Below are 15146 nucleotides of genomic sequence, written 5' to 3' on the forward strand. Positions count from 1 at the left end.
GGAGAGAAAAATCGATGTATCGACAGGACCTCAGGTCTTGACCGTGAAGTGCAGCGTGTCCTTGAGGAAGGGGATCTGGAGCAGCGGGTCCGGCTGCGCCATCAGCGCGAGCAGCACGATCGCCAGCCCCAGCACCCCGTACGTCACGATGTCGGTGAACCGCGAGCGCACCGCCAGCATCCCGACGCCCGGCAGCAGCCACCGCATCACCGCCCCGCCGAGCAGCCCGACCCCGATGAGGATCGTCCCGGCCCGGAACTGGTCCAGCGCGGTGATCAGCAGCCCGAGGGCCACCGTCCCGAACACCGCCAGCATGGGCCACTGCCGCGCGGGCACGGACGAGGCGCCGGCGACCGCCCGCCCGCTCCCCTCGGGCCGTGCCGTGTCCCGGGTGATCCTCGGGAACCGCCTGCTGCCACGCCGGGTAACCGCCTCTTCGGCCACGGGCTCCTCACCTCGGTCGGTCTCGCACTGCTGGGTGGTCCGCCGCTGCCCGACGCCGGGCGGGCGGGGTGTCTCGTCTGTAGGGACTGGGGTCGCGGGGAGTTCGGTTGCGGGGAGCCCTGTTGCGGAGGACACGATCGCGGAGGGCTCGGCCACGGGGGATTCGGTCGCGGAGGGGTCGGCCGCAGGGGGTTCGCCTGCGGGGGGCTCAACCGCGGAGGGCTCGACCGCGAGGGACTCGGTCGCGGGGGACCCGGTCGCGAGGGACTCGCCCGCCGGGGACTCGACCGCGAGGGGTTCGCCCGCGAGGGACCCGGTCGCGAGGGACCCGGTCGCGGGGGACCCGGTCGCGAGGGACTCGACCGCCGGGAGTTCGCTCGCGGGTGCCCCCTCCCCCGCCTCCTTCTTATCGCCCGGCACCGCGCTCCGCCGCCTCGACCACGTTGACCAGGAGGTGTGCGCGGGTCATGGGGCCGACCCCGCCGGGGTTGGGGGAGATCCACGCGGCGACCTCGCGGACGTCGGGGTGGACATCGCCGACGATCTTCCCGTCCGGCCCCCGGGACACGCCCACGTCCAGGACGGCCGCCCCCGACTTCACGTCCCGCGCCCGGACCAGGTGGGGGGAGCCCGCCGCCGCGATGACGATGTCCGCCCGGCGCAGATGGGCCGCCAGGTCCTTCGTACCCGTGTGGCACTGCGTGACCGTCGCGTTCTCGGTGCGGCGGGTCAGCAGGAGCGGCATGGGGCGGCCGATGGTGACGCCGCGTCCGACGACGACCACCTCCGCGCCGTCGATCTCGACGCCGTGGCGGCGCAGGAGGGTGAGGATGCCGTTCGGGGTGCAGGGCAGGGGGGCGGGTTCGCCGAGGACGAGGCGGCCGAGGTTGGCGGGGTGCAGGCCGTCCGCGTCCTTGGCGGGGTCCATCAGGCCGAGGACGCGGTTCTCGTCGATGCCGGCGGGCAGCGGGAGCTGGACGATGTAGCCGGTGCAGGCCGGGTTCTCGTTCAGTTCGTGGACGGCCTTCTCGATCTCGTCCTGCGTGGCCGTCGCGGGCAGTTCGCGCTGGAGGGAGGCGATGCCGACCTCCGCGCAGTCCCGGTGCTTGCCGGCGACGTACTTGCGGCTGCCGGGGTCGTCGCCGACCAGGACGGTGCCGAGGCCGGGCGTGACGCCCCGGTCTCTCAGCGCCGCCACGCGTGTGGTCAGCTCCGACTTGATCTCGGCCGCGGTGGCCCGGCCATCGAGAATCTGGGCGGTCATGCGGCCATCCTCGCGGATGACCGGTCTCCGGTTCCAATCCGGTCACTCCACTCACGGATGTTGCACTTGCACAACACCCGGCGAATCGGGCTGGACAAGAACTGACGGATCAATCAACGATGAAAACCGCACATTCGCGGTCCTGTCGGGGGAAGAACCGCTCAAGTATCGACATTCCTCCGCCTTGTCCGCGCCGTCCCCGCGTAGTCCAACGGAGGAATCCAGCCATGAGTTTCGGCGCTCCGCCGCCCGGCAACCCCTACGGCCAGCAGCCCGGCCAGCCGCAGCAGCCCGGCGGCTACGGCCAGCCGCAGCAGCCCGGTTACGGCCAGCCGCCGGGGTACCCCCAGCAGGGCTACGGCTACCCGCAGGACCAGCAGCAGTACGGCCAGCAGCCGCCCCAGGGCTACCCGAGCTACCCGCAGGCCCCCGGCGGCGGCTACCCGGCCGGCTACGGCGGCCCGCAGGTCGCGTCGATGGGCCGCCGCCTCGGTGCGCGCTGCATCGACGGCGCGATCATCTTCGTCGTCTACCTGGCGTTCACGATCGCCGGCATCGCGGGCAGCATCAGCTCCGCCAGTGACTGCGACCCGAACGACTCTTCGGCCGTCTACAACGCGTGCATGGACGACGCCGCGAACGAGATCGGCGGCAAGATCATGGTCGTCGTCCTCCTTCTCACGGTCGTCAGCTTCCTCTACGAGTGGCTGATGGTCGGCCTCAAGGGCGCCACCCTCGGCAAGCTCGCCGTCGGGCTGCGCGTGGTCAACGTCGAGACCGGCCAGAAGCCGGGCATGGGCTCGTCGTTCATCCGCTGGGTCATCCCGCTGGTCGGCAGCTTCGCCTGCGGCATCGGGCAGCTCCTCGTCTACCTGTCCCCGTTCTGGGACAAGTCCGGCCGGCAGCAGGGCTGGCACGACAAGGCGTCCAAGACGATGGTCATCCACAACCGGTAAGCAGCCACTCCCGCAGATCCCCCGGTTCCGGGCAAACCATGGCGGACACCGCCAAGGTCCCTTTACTCTCGCCCCATCGGACCGGGGGGCCGAGCCCCCCTGCCTTGTCTGGAGAAGGGGGACGACTCCATGCACAGCCTCATCGTCGTACCACCGCAGTGTGCGGGCGTGAACGAGCAGATCAGACTGGGGGCGGGCGAGCGGCTGCCGTTCGGCCGGGTGGGCGGCGGGCTGGTCATCGCGCACGAAGGGGTGCCCCGGGTCGCCGGTGAGATCGTCCCCGACCGCACGTTCTGGCTGCTCAGCAACCTCAGCGAGGACCAGACGTACGTCGTCGAGAACCCGGAGGGCGCGGGCGAGCACGTCAAGGTCGCGCCGGGCCGGCTGGAGGCGCCGGTCCCCTTCGAGTTCTCGCGGGTCGTGCTGCCCGCCTCGGGGGACCTCCTCGCCTTCGACGTGTGGGCCCCGCGCCACGCCTTCCGCAGCGTGTCCCGGCGGGAGTTGAGCGGGGCCGCGACCACCCCGGCGTTCTCCCTGGACCGCACGAAGCGCTACTTCGCCGTCCTCGCCGCCCTGTGCGAACCCCGGCTGCGCGGCGAGCCGCACGCCCCGCTGCCCGCCGTGGAGGAGCTGGTGGAGCGCCTGCGCGAGGTGTGGCCCGGTGTCACCCGCTCCGCCGTGTACTGGAACATCGACTACCTCGCGGTGAAGCTGCGCCTGCGCGAGGACACCGCCGAGACCGGCGGGCGGCGCCTCAACGGCAAGAAGGAGACCCTCGTCTCGCTCGCCCTGCGCTTCGACCTGGTCCAGGAGGACGACCTCGTGCTCCTGGCCGCGCCGGCCCTGCGGGAGGCGCGATGAGCGTCCTCGTCCCGAAGGGGTACCGGGCCGGCGACTGGGAGGTCCGCGAGCCGCTGGCTTCGGGTGCGTTCGCCACGGTGTACGCGGGGCGGCGCGCGCCGGACGCGAGCGGGCCTCCCGACGGCTCCCCCGGCCTTCCGCGCCATGTCGCCCTCAAGTTCCTCCCCACCGGCACCCGTACCCCGCGCCAACTCCACCACCTGCGCGAACTCGCCGACCGCGAGGTCGAGTTGCTGTCCCGGCTGCGGGCACCCCGGCTGATCCGGATGTACGACGTGGTGACCGTGGAGGATCCGCAGCGCCCGGAGCTGGACGGTGCCACCGTCCTCGTCCTGGAGCGCGCCGAGGGCTCCTTGGACACCCTGCCCCTGCGGGAGCCCCGGGTCCTCGCCCAGATCTGCGAGGGCCTGCACCAGCTGCACCACGCGGGCTGGGTGCACGGCGACCTGAAACCGGCCAACGTCCTGCTGATGAAGGACGGTTCGGTACGGCTCGCCGACTTCAGCACGGCCGCCGAACTGGAGGGCACCCACGCGTACGCCCCGCTGTTCACCACCCCCGACTACACGCCGCCCGAGCTGCTGTGGCCGGAGGTCAGCGAACGCGGCACCCGGATCCGTCCCACCGCCGACATCTGGGCCTTCGGCGTCCTCGCGCACGTCCTCCTCACCGGCACGCATCCCCTGCCGGGGGCCACGCCCCAGGCCCGCACGGACGCGGCCCTACGCTATGCGCGCGGCGCGCAGGAACTGCGCCTGGACGCCGAACTCCCCGCCGAGTGGCGGGAGATCGTCCGCGACTGCCTGACGCCGGCCCACGGCTCACGGGTCGGCGCGAAGGAGCTGCTGCGCCGGGTGGAGTCGGCGACGGGTACGATCCGCTCCGCCCGGCTGCCGCGGCTGCGCCCACGCCGCCTCCCTCGCCTGCGCGTCGCGGCGGCGCTCCTCCTGGCGGGCATGATGACAGCGACGTACGCGTATGCCGAAAGCCGTTCCGACGGTCCCGTCTACGGCTACCACCGCTGTCCCTACCCCAGTGTCTGCTTCTTCAAGGGCCCCAACGGCACCGGCGAGATGTGCTCCTGGCGGGACGCCGATCCCGACTGGCTCTCCGGCCGGGAGACCTGTATGTGGAGCGCGACCGACCCCGTCCGCTCGGTCTACTACAACGCGGACGAGTCAACGGGTTTCGGGGGCGTCGCGTACTACCGGGGCCGCAACTACGTCCCTGTGGGCGCGGACATCACCCGCCCCAACTCCCGTATGCGCACAGGTTGCACGGCCCAGCGCGCGCAGGGGAACCTGGCAGGCACGTACGCGCCGCTGTCACATCAGCTGATCGTGCACTGCGGGTGATACGCGCAGTACGGAGGAGTCGATCCGAGGCCCTGGAAGGTTCCAGGTTCCCCACGCCGTCGCCGTGCACCAGGCTCTCTTCCGCACCGCCTCCCAACAGCTCAGAGAGGTACCGGCATGTCTCACATCGCCCGCAAGGCGTCCGCCGTCCTGCTCGCGGCCTGCGGCACACTCGGCATCGCGGTCGCCGCCCCGGCATCGGCGGCGGACTACCCGACGGACTCGTTCTTCGTCTCCAAGACCGACGGCTCCACGACGAACAGCTACACCAGCGGCACCATCACCTGGTACAACCGCACCGCGGGGATCACCGGCGCGGTGGTCGACCTCCAGGCCGGGGCCTACACCGTCGCCTACTTCGAGGCGTTCGCAGGTGCCACGAAGATCGACTCCCAGACGCGGTCCGCCAACGACGAGAGCGACCTCGGTCAGCGCCGGACCTTCACCTTCACGATCGGCGACTCGGACCTCGTCGGCGGGATCGACCGTGTGAAGGTCACGGTGTGCACGCACTACCCGTCGGCGACGTTCTGCTCGGCGCCGGAGAACTACTCCCGAGGCTGACCACTCCTCCGGGAGCGTACGGCCCGCCGGTCGAGGTGACCGGCGGGCCGTACGTCGTTCCTGTGCGGCTCAGTGGAAGAAGTGCCGCGTCCCCGTGAAGTACATCGTCACGCCCGCCTTCCGCGCGGCCTCCACGACCAGTTCGTCCCGTACCGAACCCCCGGGCTGCACCACGGCCTTGACGCCGGCCGCGGTGAGGATCTCCAGGCCGTCGGGGAACGGGAAGAACGCGTCGGACGCCGCGTACGACCCCTGCGCCCGCTCCGCGCCGGCCCGCTCGACGGCCAGCTTCGCGGAGTCGACCCGGTTGACCTGGCCCATGCCGACGCCCACGGAGGCGCCGTCCTTCGCCAGCAGGATCGCGTTGGACTTGACCGCCCGGCACGCCTTCCACGCGAACGCCAGCTCGGCCAGCTCCCCGGCGTCCAGGGCCTCGCCGGTCGCCAGCGTCCAGTTCGCCGGGTCGTCGCCGTCGGCCTGGAGCCGGTCGGCGGCCTGGAGGAGCGCGCCGCCCCCGATGGGCTTCAGCTCGACCGGCGCGGACGGCCCGTCGGGCGCCTTCAGCACCCGGATGTTCTTCTTCCTGGCGAGCGCTTCGAGCGCGCCCTCCTCGTAGTCCGGCGCCACGATGACCTCGGTGAAGATCTCCGCGACCTGCTCGGCCAGCTCCTTCGACACGGGCCGGTTCACGGCGATGACCCCGCCGAACGCCGACAGCGGGTCACACGCGTGCGCCTTGCGGTGCGCCTCCGCGACATCCGAACCCACCGCGATCCCACAGGGGTTGGCGTGCTTGATGATCGCGACGGCCGGCTCGTCGTGGTCGTACGCGGCCCGGTGCGCGGCGTCCGTGTCCGTGTAGTTGTTGTACGACATCTCCTTGCCGTGCAACTGCTCGGCGACCGCGAGTCCGGTGCCGCTGCCGTCGACGTACAGCGCGGCGGGCTGGTGCGGGTTCTCCCCGTAGCGCAGCGTGTTCTCACGGGACCAGGTCGCGCCCAGGAAGTCGGGGAACTCCGACTCGTCGACGGGGGCGTACGACGACGCGAACCACGACGCCACCGCCACGTCGTACGCCGCCGTGTGCTGGAACGCCTCCGCCGCGAGCCGCTTGCGCGTGGCGAGGTCGAACCCGCCGTCCGCGGCGGCCTTCAGGACGTCGGCGTACCGGGCCGGGTCGGTGACAATGGCCACCGACGGGTGGTTCTTCGCGGCGGCGCGCACCATGGACGGGCCGCCGATGTCGATCTGCTCCACGCACTCGTCGGCGCTCGCCCCGGAGGCGACCGTCTCCCGGAACGGGTAGAGGTTGACGACCACCAGGTCGAACGGCTCGACCTCCAGCTCGGCGAGCTGCTCGCGGTGGCTCTCCAGCCGCAGGTCCGCGAGGATCCCGGCGTGCACCTTCGGGTGCAGGGTCTTGACCCGGCCGTCGAGGCACTCGGGGAACCCGGTCAGCTCCTCGACCTTCGTGACGGGGACACCGGCGCCGGCGATGCGCGCGGCGGTGGAGCCGGTGGAGACGAGCTGGACCCCGGCCGCGTGCAGGCCCTGGGCCAGCTCCTCCAGGCCGGTCTTGTCGTACACGCTGACGAGCGCGCGGCGGATCGGCCGTCGGTTCTCGGAAGTCACGGCCTCGGCGGTCACGTTCTCGGCGGTCACGGGATAACTACCTTTCGTCCCTCAATGCGGTGGCCGTTGCGGGCGATCCGCCCCACGACCTCGACGAGCAGCCTTCGCTCGACTTCCTTGATGCGCTCGTGCAGCGCGCTCTCGTCGTCCTCGTCCCGGACCTCGACCACGCCCTGGGCGATGATCGGGCCGGTGTCGACGCCGTCGTCGACGAAGTGGACGGTGCAGCCGGTGACCTTCGCCCCGTACGCGAGCGCGTCCCGCACTCCGTGGGCGCCGGGGAAACTCGGCAGCAGCGCGGGGTGGGTGTTCACGAACCGGCCGCCGAACAGGGCCAGGAACTCCTTGCCGACGATCTTCATGAACCCCGCCGAGACGACCAGGTCCGGTCCGTACGCCGCGACCGCCCCGGCGAGCGCCGCGTCCCACCCGTCCCGGCTGTCGTGGTCCTTCACCCGGACGACGAACGTCGGGATCCCCGCGCGCTCCGCCCTGGCGAGGCCCTCGATCCCGTCACGGTCCGCACCGACCGCGACGATCTCCGCGCCGTACTCCCCCGCTCCGGCCTCGGCGATGTGGTCCAGCAGGGCCTGGAGGTTCGTACCGGAGCCGGAGACCAGGACGACCAGGCGTTTGGGGGCGGGGGCCGGGTCGGCCACGTTCGGGGACCTTTCTCACGGTCGGCGTTTGTGCGGTCGTACGAATGCGTTGCGCCCCTGGATACGGGGAAGTCTACGAAGCGGCCGACCGTCAGCAACGATACCGGCACACCCGGCGGCCCCCACGGGACGGGGGCGGGGCCGGGAGGTAGCGTCTGCGGGGAGCGGGCTCGGGAACGCGGCGGTGGTGTGGCACGTTTCCGGAGTGACAGCTCTTTTCAGACCGATCGGCACATGAGGGATGGGTGAAGGACCAGGGTGGTGTGCGCGGTTCGTGAGGCGGAGCCGGTGGCCGGGGAGCGATCCCGGCACCGCGCCCCCGCAGCGCGGACAGCCCCTCCCCGGCCCTCGCCTCCCCCTCCCCGCCGACCGTCCTGACCAGGGGCCCCGCCGGCCCGCCCGACTTGTCCGACTGATCTCCGACTCACCTAGGGAAGACGCTCACTTGATGCCGGACCGCAGTCTGCGACCCACCGCCCGCCCCCACGCCCCCCTCCTGCGGGAGGGCCGCCTCTCCTCCCCCGGCACGGGCGAGCCCGAACGGGAGAACACCCGCGAACCGGCTCCGGCGACCCGGGGAACCGAGCCTGCCCAGGGGTCCGGCGAGGGGCGCGGGCCCGAGGGGCTCGGGGGGAGCGAAGGGGCCGGGGAGCACGGGGCTTCGGCGGTCCAGGGGACGCCGGGTGCTCAGGCGGCGCCGGGCGAGCGGAGCGCGGCGGGTTCCCCGGAGGGGCGGGGCGCGCAGGCCGGCGAGGGGGCGGGAGCCGAGGGTTCCGCCGGTGTCGCTGATGCTCACGATTCAGGAAGTCAAGGTGCGGGCGCTCGGAGTTCCTCCGGCGTCGACGGGGCGCAGGGCCCCGAGGTCTCGGGTGCTCGGGACGGTCAGGACGGGCACGGTGGGCGGGACGGTCGAGGCGGGCGGGACCAGCAGGGCGGGAATCCCTTCGCCCCGCCGCCCGAGGGTGCTCCGGATCAGCCCTGGCGACCCCGGGAACCCACGCGCGGAGAAGGGGGCGACGGCGACGGGGGTTCGCCGTGGGGGCGGTGGAGCGACCGGCAGCCCGGGCGGTCGCAGGGCGGGTTCGGGGATCGGCCGGGTGCCGGACCCGAGGGTCAGGGGGGCAACCAGGCGCCCGGTCCCCGCTGGGACCCGACCGATCCGGCTCAGCGCCGCGCGCGGTACTCCTTGCTCGGCGGTATGTGGTCCTTCTTCTTCGTCCTCTTCGGCTGGGCCTATGTGGCTCTCCTTCTCGGTGCGCTCTCCCTCTACTGGGCGATCAGTGCTCTGAGAGCCCGGCCTCGTCAGAACACCTCCGCCGTCGACGGCTCCGCCGACTCCCCCGCTCCCCGCAACCCCTCCGGTTCCTCCGGCGGCCGCCCCCAGACCACCGCCGCGATCACCGGCCTCGTCACCGCCTCTCTCGCCCTCGCTCTCGTCGGTGCCGGCTTCACCGCGCAGTTGGTCTACCGGGACTACTACACCTGCCGGGCGGACGCCCTCACCAACGAGGCCCAGCAGTCTTGCGACGACCTCCTTCCCAAGCAGTTGCGGGACTTGCTGGGTACCGCGGACTGAAGGGGGCGGGAGTCGGTGAGCCGCTGACCGGTGGCCTCTCCCTCCTGCCCCTCTGACCCTTCATCGTTCCGACCCCGCCACCCGGTTCACATCTCCCCACACATTTTTTTCGCCCCACCGCCCCCCTCACCACCTCACCCCTCCCCCTTCTCCCCCGGCACCTCCCGCTCCGCCCCCGTCTCCGCCTCCTCCCACGGCCTCGACGCCTCCCTCAACGCCGCCCAACGAGCCTCGCGAGCCGTGTCGTCGTGCCAGGCCGGATCAGGCGACGTGGTGAGGAAGTCGTACGGCTCGAAGAGGGTCCCGGAGGCGCCGGCGTCGGAGGAGTCGTCCTTGAGGAGGGAGGCGTAGACGGGATCGTCGGCACGCGGAACGCCGAGGTCGGGAAGGTCGGGCGCCTTCTTCGCCGTACGGAAGAGCCCGGCCGGCGACGGGAAGCGGGTACGGCGTCGCCGTGCGCCTTCTCCCTCGTACCCGTCCTTCCCGTCCTTGTCCTCGCTCTCGTGCCCGCCGTCGGACACCCCCGGCTCGACCCTGCCTTCCGGCACCACGTGCTCCGGCCCACTCCGTGACCACCACCGCCCCCGCCGACCGCTTTGCCGACCGGCGTCCTGCGAACCGGCCCCGTTCTCCCCCGGCACCCCCGCCTCCCAGGCCGCCCCGTCGACCAGCAGCTCCCACTCCCGTCCGTTCTCCGGAGCCCCCGCTGCCCACCCGTTCTCCCCGGCGGCCGGTGCCTTCCGGATCCCCCGCCACCGCACGGTCCCCGCGCTCCGTTCCCGGCACGACCAGCCCCGTACCGCGAGGGCGACGGGCACTCCGACCACCGCCCCCCAGACGAACGCCGCTCCCCCGACCTGCCACCACACGGGCCCGAAGCGGGCGAGGGTGTCCACGCCGAGCGGCCCTCCGGCGACCCCCGCGGCGGCGGCCATGACGACGGCGAGGACGAGGGCCGCGGCGACGGCGCCCCCGGCGGTCCGCGACCAGGACCACGCGGCGTCCCCGGAGGCGCCCGCGCGCGCGACGAACCAGCCCACGGCCAGCGCGCCCGCGAGGGCGACGCCGCCGGCGGCCCAGGTGGACGGGCCGCCGCTGCCCGCGTCGGGCACCGCGGCGAGCAGCGGGAACGGCGGCAGCAGGGCGGCCGGATCCGAGGCGAGCGGCGTGACGGGGTGCCCGGCGCCGAGGGCGAAGCCGGGGCCGAGGGCGTAGGAGGCACCCCAGACGGCGGCGTTGGGCACGAGGACGACGCACAGCAGCAGGACGGCGAACCGCCCGGACCAGCCCTCCGTCAGGTGGAGGAACGACCCGCGCGCGCCGCCACCGTGCAGGACGGTCGATACGGCGACCAGGAGCGCGCCGCCCCCGAGCAGCACCCCGGCCCCGGCGAGCCCGGCGCGCAGCGCGACACCGCCCCACTCACCGGCGCCCCCAGCCCCGCTGTCGGCAGCGGAATCCCCGGCGCCGATCCGCCGCAGGAGCCCGGGGACCCGGCCCGAACCGGCGCCGTTCCCCCGCAGGAACCCACCGAAACCGAGCCCCCCGAACCCGCTCCGGGCCCCTGCGGCAGCGGCGCCGCAGACGACGAGCGGCAGACACACACCGGTCCACACCCAGGAGGGCCGCAGCGCACCCCCGGCGGCGTACCAGGCGGCTCCGACGGCGACCAGGAGGTACCCGGCGACCACACCGGCCCACCCCGCACCCCCGTCGGCGTCCCGCGCGGCGCGTCGGACGAGCCACACCGGCAGCAGGACGAGCAGCAGCGGCGTCACCCCCATGGGCGCGGGGACACCCGAAAGTGTGTCGACGCGGACGAGTTCCGCGCCGTGCGCGAGGAGCCACAGGGAGACGGCGACGTGCAGCGCGCCGCCGGGCCCGCTGTCGGGGTAGGGGGAGCTGATCCACAGGACCATGACGAGCACGGCGACCGACCCGAGGCCGAGGCCGGCGGCGAGCGCGCCGCCGAGGAGGCCGGCGGCGAGTCCGGGGGAGCGTTCCCGCACGCGCGCGGGGAGGGACGACAGCGGCGGGCGGCGGGCAGTCATCGGGTTCACGCCCGTCATGCTCCCAACGACACGCGCTTTCCCGGCGTAACAGGCGAACATTCGCCGTGTCACCCAAAATACTTTTATGTACTTTTTCGTACGAAGGGGTGCCCGGTGACCCAGAGCCCAGCCGCTCCCCTCCCCCCTCCCAAGGAACGCCGACGCCTGCGCGAGGCCCACGCCCTGACCCAGGCTCAGGTCGCCTCGACGGTCGGCGTCACCCGAGAGACGGTGCGCGCCTGGGAGGCCGGCCGTACGACACCGCGCGGCACCAAGCGGGCGGCGTACGCGCGGCTCCTGGCGTCCCTGGAGCCAGAAATGACGGAACTTCAGAAAGTGACGCAACCTCAACCGAGAGTATCCGCGTCTCTCCAGGCAGACCCGCCCCAGCAGGACCCGGGCACCCCGGACGCCCCCGAGCAGCGCGCCCCCCTCACCCCGGCGCAGGCGTTCGACGCCCTGTACGCCTTCTGCGCCCCCGCCCTCGTCCGCCAGACCTACCTGCTCACCGGCCGCCGCGAGCTGGCCCGCGAATCGGTGGAGCGCGCCTTCCAGTCGGCGTGGCAGCGTTGGCCCGAGGTCGCGACGGACCGCGACCCGGCGGGCTGGGTCCGCGCGACGGCGTACGAGTACGCGCTCTCCCCCTGGCACCGGCTGCGCCCCCGCTACCGCCACCCCGAAGCCCCGCCCGCCTCCGCCCCCGACCGCGCCCTGCTCGACGTACTCCTGCGGCTCCCCCCGTCCTACCGCCGCACGCTCGTCCTGTACGACGGTGTCGGCCTCGACCTGCCGGAGACGGCGGCGGAGACGGAGGCGAGCACCCCGGCGGCGGCCAATCGCGTGCTGCACGCGCGCGAGGCGCTCGCCACCCGCCTGCCCGAACTCGCCGACCCGGCGACCCTGCACCGGCGTCTCGCGGAGGTCGCCTCGGCGGAGCGCCTGCGCGCGCCCCGGCCCCGGACGGTACGGCTGTCGGGGGAGCGCCGGGCGAGTTTCTGGACGCGCGCGGCCATCGCGTTCACGGTCACGATCATCGGCGCGACGGCCCTGACCCTGAACACGGCCCCCACGCACTACGAACCGCCGGTCCCGCCGGGAGCGACGGTCAGCGGGGTCCCGCCGCGGCAGGCGCCGGGCGCGCTGTCGGACGCGGAGCTGGCGCTGCGGGCGAAGCTGCGCAAGGAGACGAGCCACGGCCCGGAGAGGCTCGTACCGGACCTCAGATGACACCGCCGGACCGCGAAGAACGCCGATGGGGTTGAGAACGCCTCGGCCCGGGTACGCCGACGGGCCCGCCCCCCTCGTACAGGGGAGCGGGCCCGTCGGTAGGAACCGGTCGGCGTCAGCCGGCCAGGATCTCCCGGGCCAGCTCGGCGGTCTCGGTCGGCGTCTTGCCGACCTTGACGCCCGCCGCCTCCAGGGCCTCCTTCTTCGCCTGGGCGGTGCCGGACGAACCGGAGACGATGGCGCCGGCGTGGCCCATGGTCTTGCCCTCGGGCGCGGTGAAGCCCGCGACGTAGCCGACGACCGGCTTCGTCACGTTCTTCGCGATGAAGTCCGCGGCACGCTCCTCGGCGTCGCCACCGATCTCGCCGATCATGACGATCAGCTCGGTGTCGGGGTCGGCCTCGAACGCGGCGAGCGCGTCGATGTGCGTGGTGCCGATGATCGGGTCGCCGCCGATGCCGACAGCGGTCGAGAAGCCGATGTCACGCAGCTCGTACATCATCTGGTACGTCAGCGTGCCGGACTTCGAGACCAGACCGATGCGGCCCGGCTTGGTGATGTCGCCGGGGATGATGCCGACGTTCGACTGACCGGGCGTGATGATGCCGGGGCAGTTCGGGCCGATGATCCGGGTCTTGTTGCCCTTCTGGCCGGCGTACGCCCAGAAGTTCGCCGAGTCGTGCACGGCGATGCCCTCGGTGATCACGACGGCGAGCTCGATCTCGGCGTCGATGGCCTCGACGACGGCGTCCTTCGTGAACTTCTCCGGCACGAAGATGACGGTGACGTTGGCGCCCGTCGCCTTGATCGCCTCGGCGACCGTGCCGAACACGGGTACCTCGGTGCCGTCGAAGTCGACGGTCGTACCCGCCTTGCGCGGGTTCACGCCGCCCACGACGTTGGTGCCGTCGGCCAGCATCAGCTTGGTGTGCTTCTGCCCGGTGGCGCCGGTCATGCCCTGGACGATGACCTTGCTGTCCTTGTTGAGCCAGATAGCCATGGTGTGTCGGTGTCCTCGTCCTGAGTGCTTACTTGGCGGCGGCCAGCTCGGCGGCCTTGTCGGCCGCGCCGTCCATGGTGTCGACGCGCTGCACCAGCGGGTGCGCGGCGTCGGTGAGGATCTTGCGGCCCAGCTCGGCGTTGTTGCCGTCGAGGCGGACGACGAGCGGCTTGGAGACGTTCTCGCCGCGGTCCTCAAGGAGCTTCAGGGCCTGGACGATGCCGTTGGCGACCTCGTCACAGGCGGTGATGCCACCGAAGACGTTCACGAACACGGACTTGACGTCCGGGTCGCCGAGGATGATCTCCAGGCCGTTGGCCATGACCTGGGCGGAGGCGCCACCGCCGATGTCCAGGAAGTTGGCGGGCTTGACGCCGCCGCCATTCTCCGATGTATACGCCTCGCCGGCGTAGGCGACGACGTCGAGGGTGCTCATGACGAGACCCGCGCCGTTGCCGATGATGCCGACCTCGCCCTCCAGCTTGACGTAGTTGAGGCCCTTCTCCTTCGCCGCGGCCTCAAGCGGGTTCGCCGCGGCCTTGTCGTGGAGCTCCTCGAAGTCGGGGTGGCGGAACTCGGCGTTGTCGTCCAGGGAGACCTTGCCGTCCAGCGCGATGACGTCACCGGAGGCGACCTTCGCCAGCGGGTTCACCTCGACGAGGAGGGCGTCCTCCTTGATGAAGGTGTCCCACAGCTTGACGAGGACGTCGGCGACCTTGTCCGCGACCTCGGCCGGGAACTTCGCGGCCGCGACGATCTCACGGGCCTTCTCGGGGGTCACGCCCTCGATGGCGTCGATCGGCGTCTTGGCGACGGCCTCGGGACGCGTCTCGGCGACCTCCTCGATCTCCATGCCGCCCTCGACGGAGGCGATGGAGAGGAAGGTGCGGTTCGCGCGGTCCAGGAGGAAGGAGACGTAGTACTCCTCCACGATCTCCGGCGCGGTCTCGGCCATCATCACCTTGTGGACCGTGTGGCCCTTGATGTCCATGCCGAGGATGTTGGTCGCGTGCTCGACCGCCTCGTCGGGGGTCGCGGCCAGCTTCACGCCGCCGGCCTTGCCGCGGCCGCCGACCTTGACCTGGGCCTTGACGACGGACTTGCCACCCAGACGCTCGGTGGCTGCGCGGGCCGCCTCAGGCGTGTCGATGACTTCACCGGCCAGCACCGGTACATCGTGCTTGGCGAAGAGGTCCCTCGCCTGGTACTCGAACAGGTCCACGCGCTTCCGTCCCTATCAGTGATCTCGCGGTTCGTTGGATGCGTGGGCGTGCCGCGAAGGGCAACGTGACGACCGCATGTGTCACAAGCAGGGCGCACACGGTGTCCGAGCGCGCGGCATGTCCGTCTCGCAGGTTATCCCTGCCATGCGACCCCCTCTAAATCGCGGGTCACACCTGAGCGGTGATACCTGTCACATGATGCCTCCGGACGGCTTCTTTCTGGCACCGCGTGCCGCCGGGGGGGGGGGGGGGGGGGGGGCCCCCCCCCCCCCCCCCCCCCCCCCCCCCCCCCCCCCCCCCCCCCCCCCCCCCCCCCCCCCCCCCCCCCCCCCCC

Annotated in this window: 12 protein-coding genes and 1 pseudogene; 6 read left to right on the forward strand and 7 right to left on the reverse strand. The window is 72.4% G+C overall.

Annotated features, from left to right (window positions below; all coding sequences use genetic code 11):
- Nucleotides 1-30: 30 nt before the first annotated feature.
- Together ACLZOT_RS42605 and ACLZOT_RS42610 are read right to left on the reverse strand one after the other, a co-directional pair.
- The gene (locus ACLZOT_RS42605; protein ID WP_416974613.1) at nt 31-444 is read right to left on the reverse strand and encodes a DUF3017 domain-containing protein; all 414 of its coding nucleotides are present in this window, start codon (nt 442-444) and stop codon (nt 31-33) included.
- A 406-nt stretch (nt 445-850) separates the two neighbouring features.
- A complete protein-coding gene (locus ACLZOT_RS42610; protein WP_416974599.1) occupies nt 851-1708 on the reverse strand; it encodes a bifunctional methylenetetrahydrofolate dehydrogenase/methenyltetrahydrofolate cyclohydrolase in 858 nt (285 codons plus the stop codon).
- Between the two features lie 227 nt (nt 1709-1935).
- Here ACLZOT_RS42610 and ACLZOT_RS42615 point away from each other — a divergent pair, with 227 nt between their 5' ends.
- The 4 genes from ACLZOT_RS42615 (at nt 1936) to ACLZOT_RS42630 (ending at nt 5444) form a co-directional block, all read left to right on the forward strand.
- Nucleotides 1936-2664 (forward strand): RDD family protein, encoded by a 729-nt coding sequence (locus ACLZOT_RS42615; RefSeq protein ID WP_416974600.1) that lies wholly within the window; start codon nt 1936-1938, stop codon nt 2662-2664.
- Nucleotides 2665-2793: 129 nt separating this feature from the next.
- On the forward strand, nt 2794-3525 hold the full coding sequence (locus ACLZOT_RS42620) for an FHA domain-containing protein (protein ID WP_416974601.1): 732 nt from the start codon (nt 2794-2796) through the stop codon (nt 3523-3525).
- A complete protein-coding gene (locus ACLZOT_RS42625; protein ID WP_416974602.1) occupies nt 3522-4880 on the forward strand; it encodes a serine/threonine-protein kinase in 1359 nt (452 codons plus the stop codon). Before ACLZOT_RS42620 ends, ACLZOT_RS42625 begins: the two co-directional genes overlap by 4 nt.
- A 117-nt stretch (nt 4881-4997) precedes the next feature.
- Complete coding sequence (locus ACLZOT_RS42630; RefSeq protein ID WP_416974603.1) at nt 4998-5444, forward strand: hypothetical protein; 447 nt, start codon at nt 4998-5000, stop codon at nt 5442-5444.
- A 69-nt stretch (nt 5445-5513) separates the two neighbouring features.
- On the opposite strand, the gene purH is transcribed toward ACLZOT_RS42630, so the two are convergent.
- Both purH and purN read right to left on the reverse strand, forming a co-directional pair.
- Nucleotides 5514-7076: a bifunctional phosphoribosylaminoimidazolecarboxamide formyltransferase/IMP cyclohydrolase gene (purH, locus tag ACLZOT_RS42635; protein ID WP_416974614.1), complete on the reverse strand. Its 1563-nt coding sequence runs from the start codon at nt 7074-7076 to the stop codon at nt 5514-5516.
- A 26-nt stretch (nt 7077-7102) separates the two neighbouring features.
- Nucleotides 7103-7735, reverse strand: coding sequence for a phosphoribosylglycinamide formyltransferase (gene purN / locus ACLZOT_RS42640; RefSeq protein WP_416974604.1), 633 nt, complete (start codon nt 7733-7735; stop codon nt 7103-7105).
- 877 nt (nt 7736-8612) lie between these two features.
- Between purN and ACLZOT_RS42645 the strand changes: the two are divergent.
- A pseudogene (locus ACLZOT_RS42645) lies at nt 8613-9311 on the forward strand (hypothetical protein); the annotation flags it as partial.
- A 134-nt stretch (nt 9312-9445) separates the two neighbouring features.
- Here the strand turns inward: ACLZOT_RS42645 and ACLZOT_RS42650 are convergent.
- Nucleotides 9446-11380 carry a DUF6350 family protein gene (locus ACLZOT_RS42650; RefSeq protein WP_416974605.1) on the reverse strand — a complete coding sequence of 645 codons (1935 nt, stop codon included), beginning with the start codon at nt 11378-11380 and terminating at the stop codon, nt 9446-9448.
- Between the two features lie 96 nt (nt 11381-11476).
- Between ACLZOT_RS42650 and ACLZOT_RS42655 the strand changes: the two genes are divergently transcribed.
- Nucleotides 11477-12589, forward strand: a complete 1113-nt coding sequence (locus ACLZOT_RS42655) for a helix-turn-helix domain-containing protein (protein WP_416974606.1) — start codon at nt 11477-11479, stop codon at nt 12587-12589.
- A 115-nt stretch (nt 12590-12704) separates the two neighbouring features.
- Here the strand turns inward: ACLZOT_RS42655 and sucD are convergent, their stop codons facing one another.
- Both sucD and sucC read right to left on the reverse strand, forming a co-directional pair.
- A complete protein-coding gene (gene sucD / locus ACLZOT_RS42660) occupies nt 12705-13589 on the reverse strand; it encodes a succinate--CoA ligase subunit alpha (RefSeq protein WP_416974607.1) in 885 nt (294 codons plus the stop codon).
- Nucleotides 13590-13617: 28 nt separating this feature from the next.
- A complete protein-coding gene (gene sucC, locus ACLZOT_RS42665; RefSeq protein ID WP_416974608.1) occupies nt 13618-14811 on the reverse strand; it encodes an ADP-forming succinate--CoA ligase subunit beta in 1194 nt (397 codons plus the stop codon).
- Nucleotides 14812-15146: the final 335 nt, after the last annotated feature.

The sequence above is a fragment of the Streptomyces sp. 4F14 genome (genome assembly GCF_048159485.1).
Taxonomy (GTDB): Bacteria; Actinomycetota; Actinomycetes; order Streptomycetales; family Streptomycetaceae; genus Streptomyces.

Excerpts from the sequence above, each read along its gene's own strand:
- ACLZOT_RS42630 (WP_416974603.1), top strand. The coding sequence starts at position 4,998 with ATGTCTCACATCGCCCGCAAGGCGTCCGCCGTCCTGCTCGCGGCCTGC.
- ACLZOT_RS42625 (WP_416974602.1), top strand. The coding sequence starts at position 3,522 with ATGAGCGTCCTCGTCCCGAAGGGGTACCGGGCCGGCGACTGGGAGGTC.
- ACLZOT_RS42650 (WP_416974605.1), bottom strand. The coding sequence starts at position 11,380 with ATGACGGGCGTGAACCCGATGACTGCCCGCCGCCCGCCGCTGTCGTCC.
- ACLZOT_RS42615 (WP_416974600.1), top strand. The coding sequence starts at position 1,936 with ATGAGTTTCGGCGCTCCGCCGCCCGGCAACCCCTACGGCCAGCAGCCC.
- ACLZOT_RS42610 (WP_416974599.1), bottom strand. The coding sequence starts at position 1,708 with ATGACCGCCCAGATTCTCGATGGCCGGGCCACCGCGGCCGAGATCAAG.
- ACLZOT_RS42620 (WP_416974601.1), top strand. The coding sequence starts at position 2,794 with ATGCACAGCCTCATCGTCGTACCACCGCAGTGTGCGGGCGTGAACGAG.
- sucD (WP_416974607.1), bottom strand. The coding sequence starts at position 13,589 with ATGGCTATCTGGCTCAACAAGGACAGCAAGGTCATCGTCCAGGGCATG.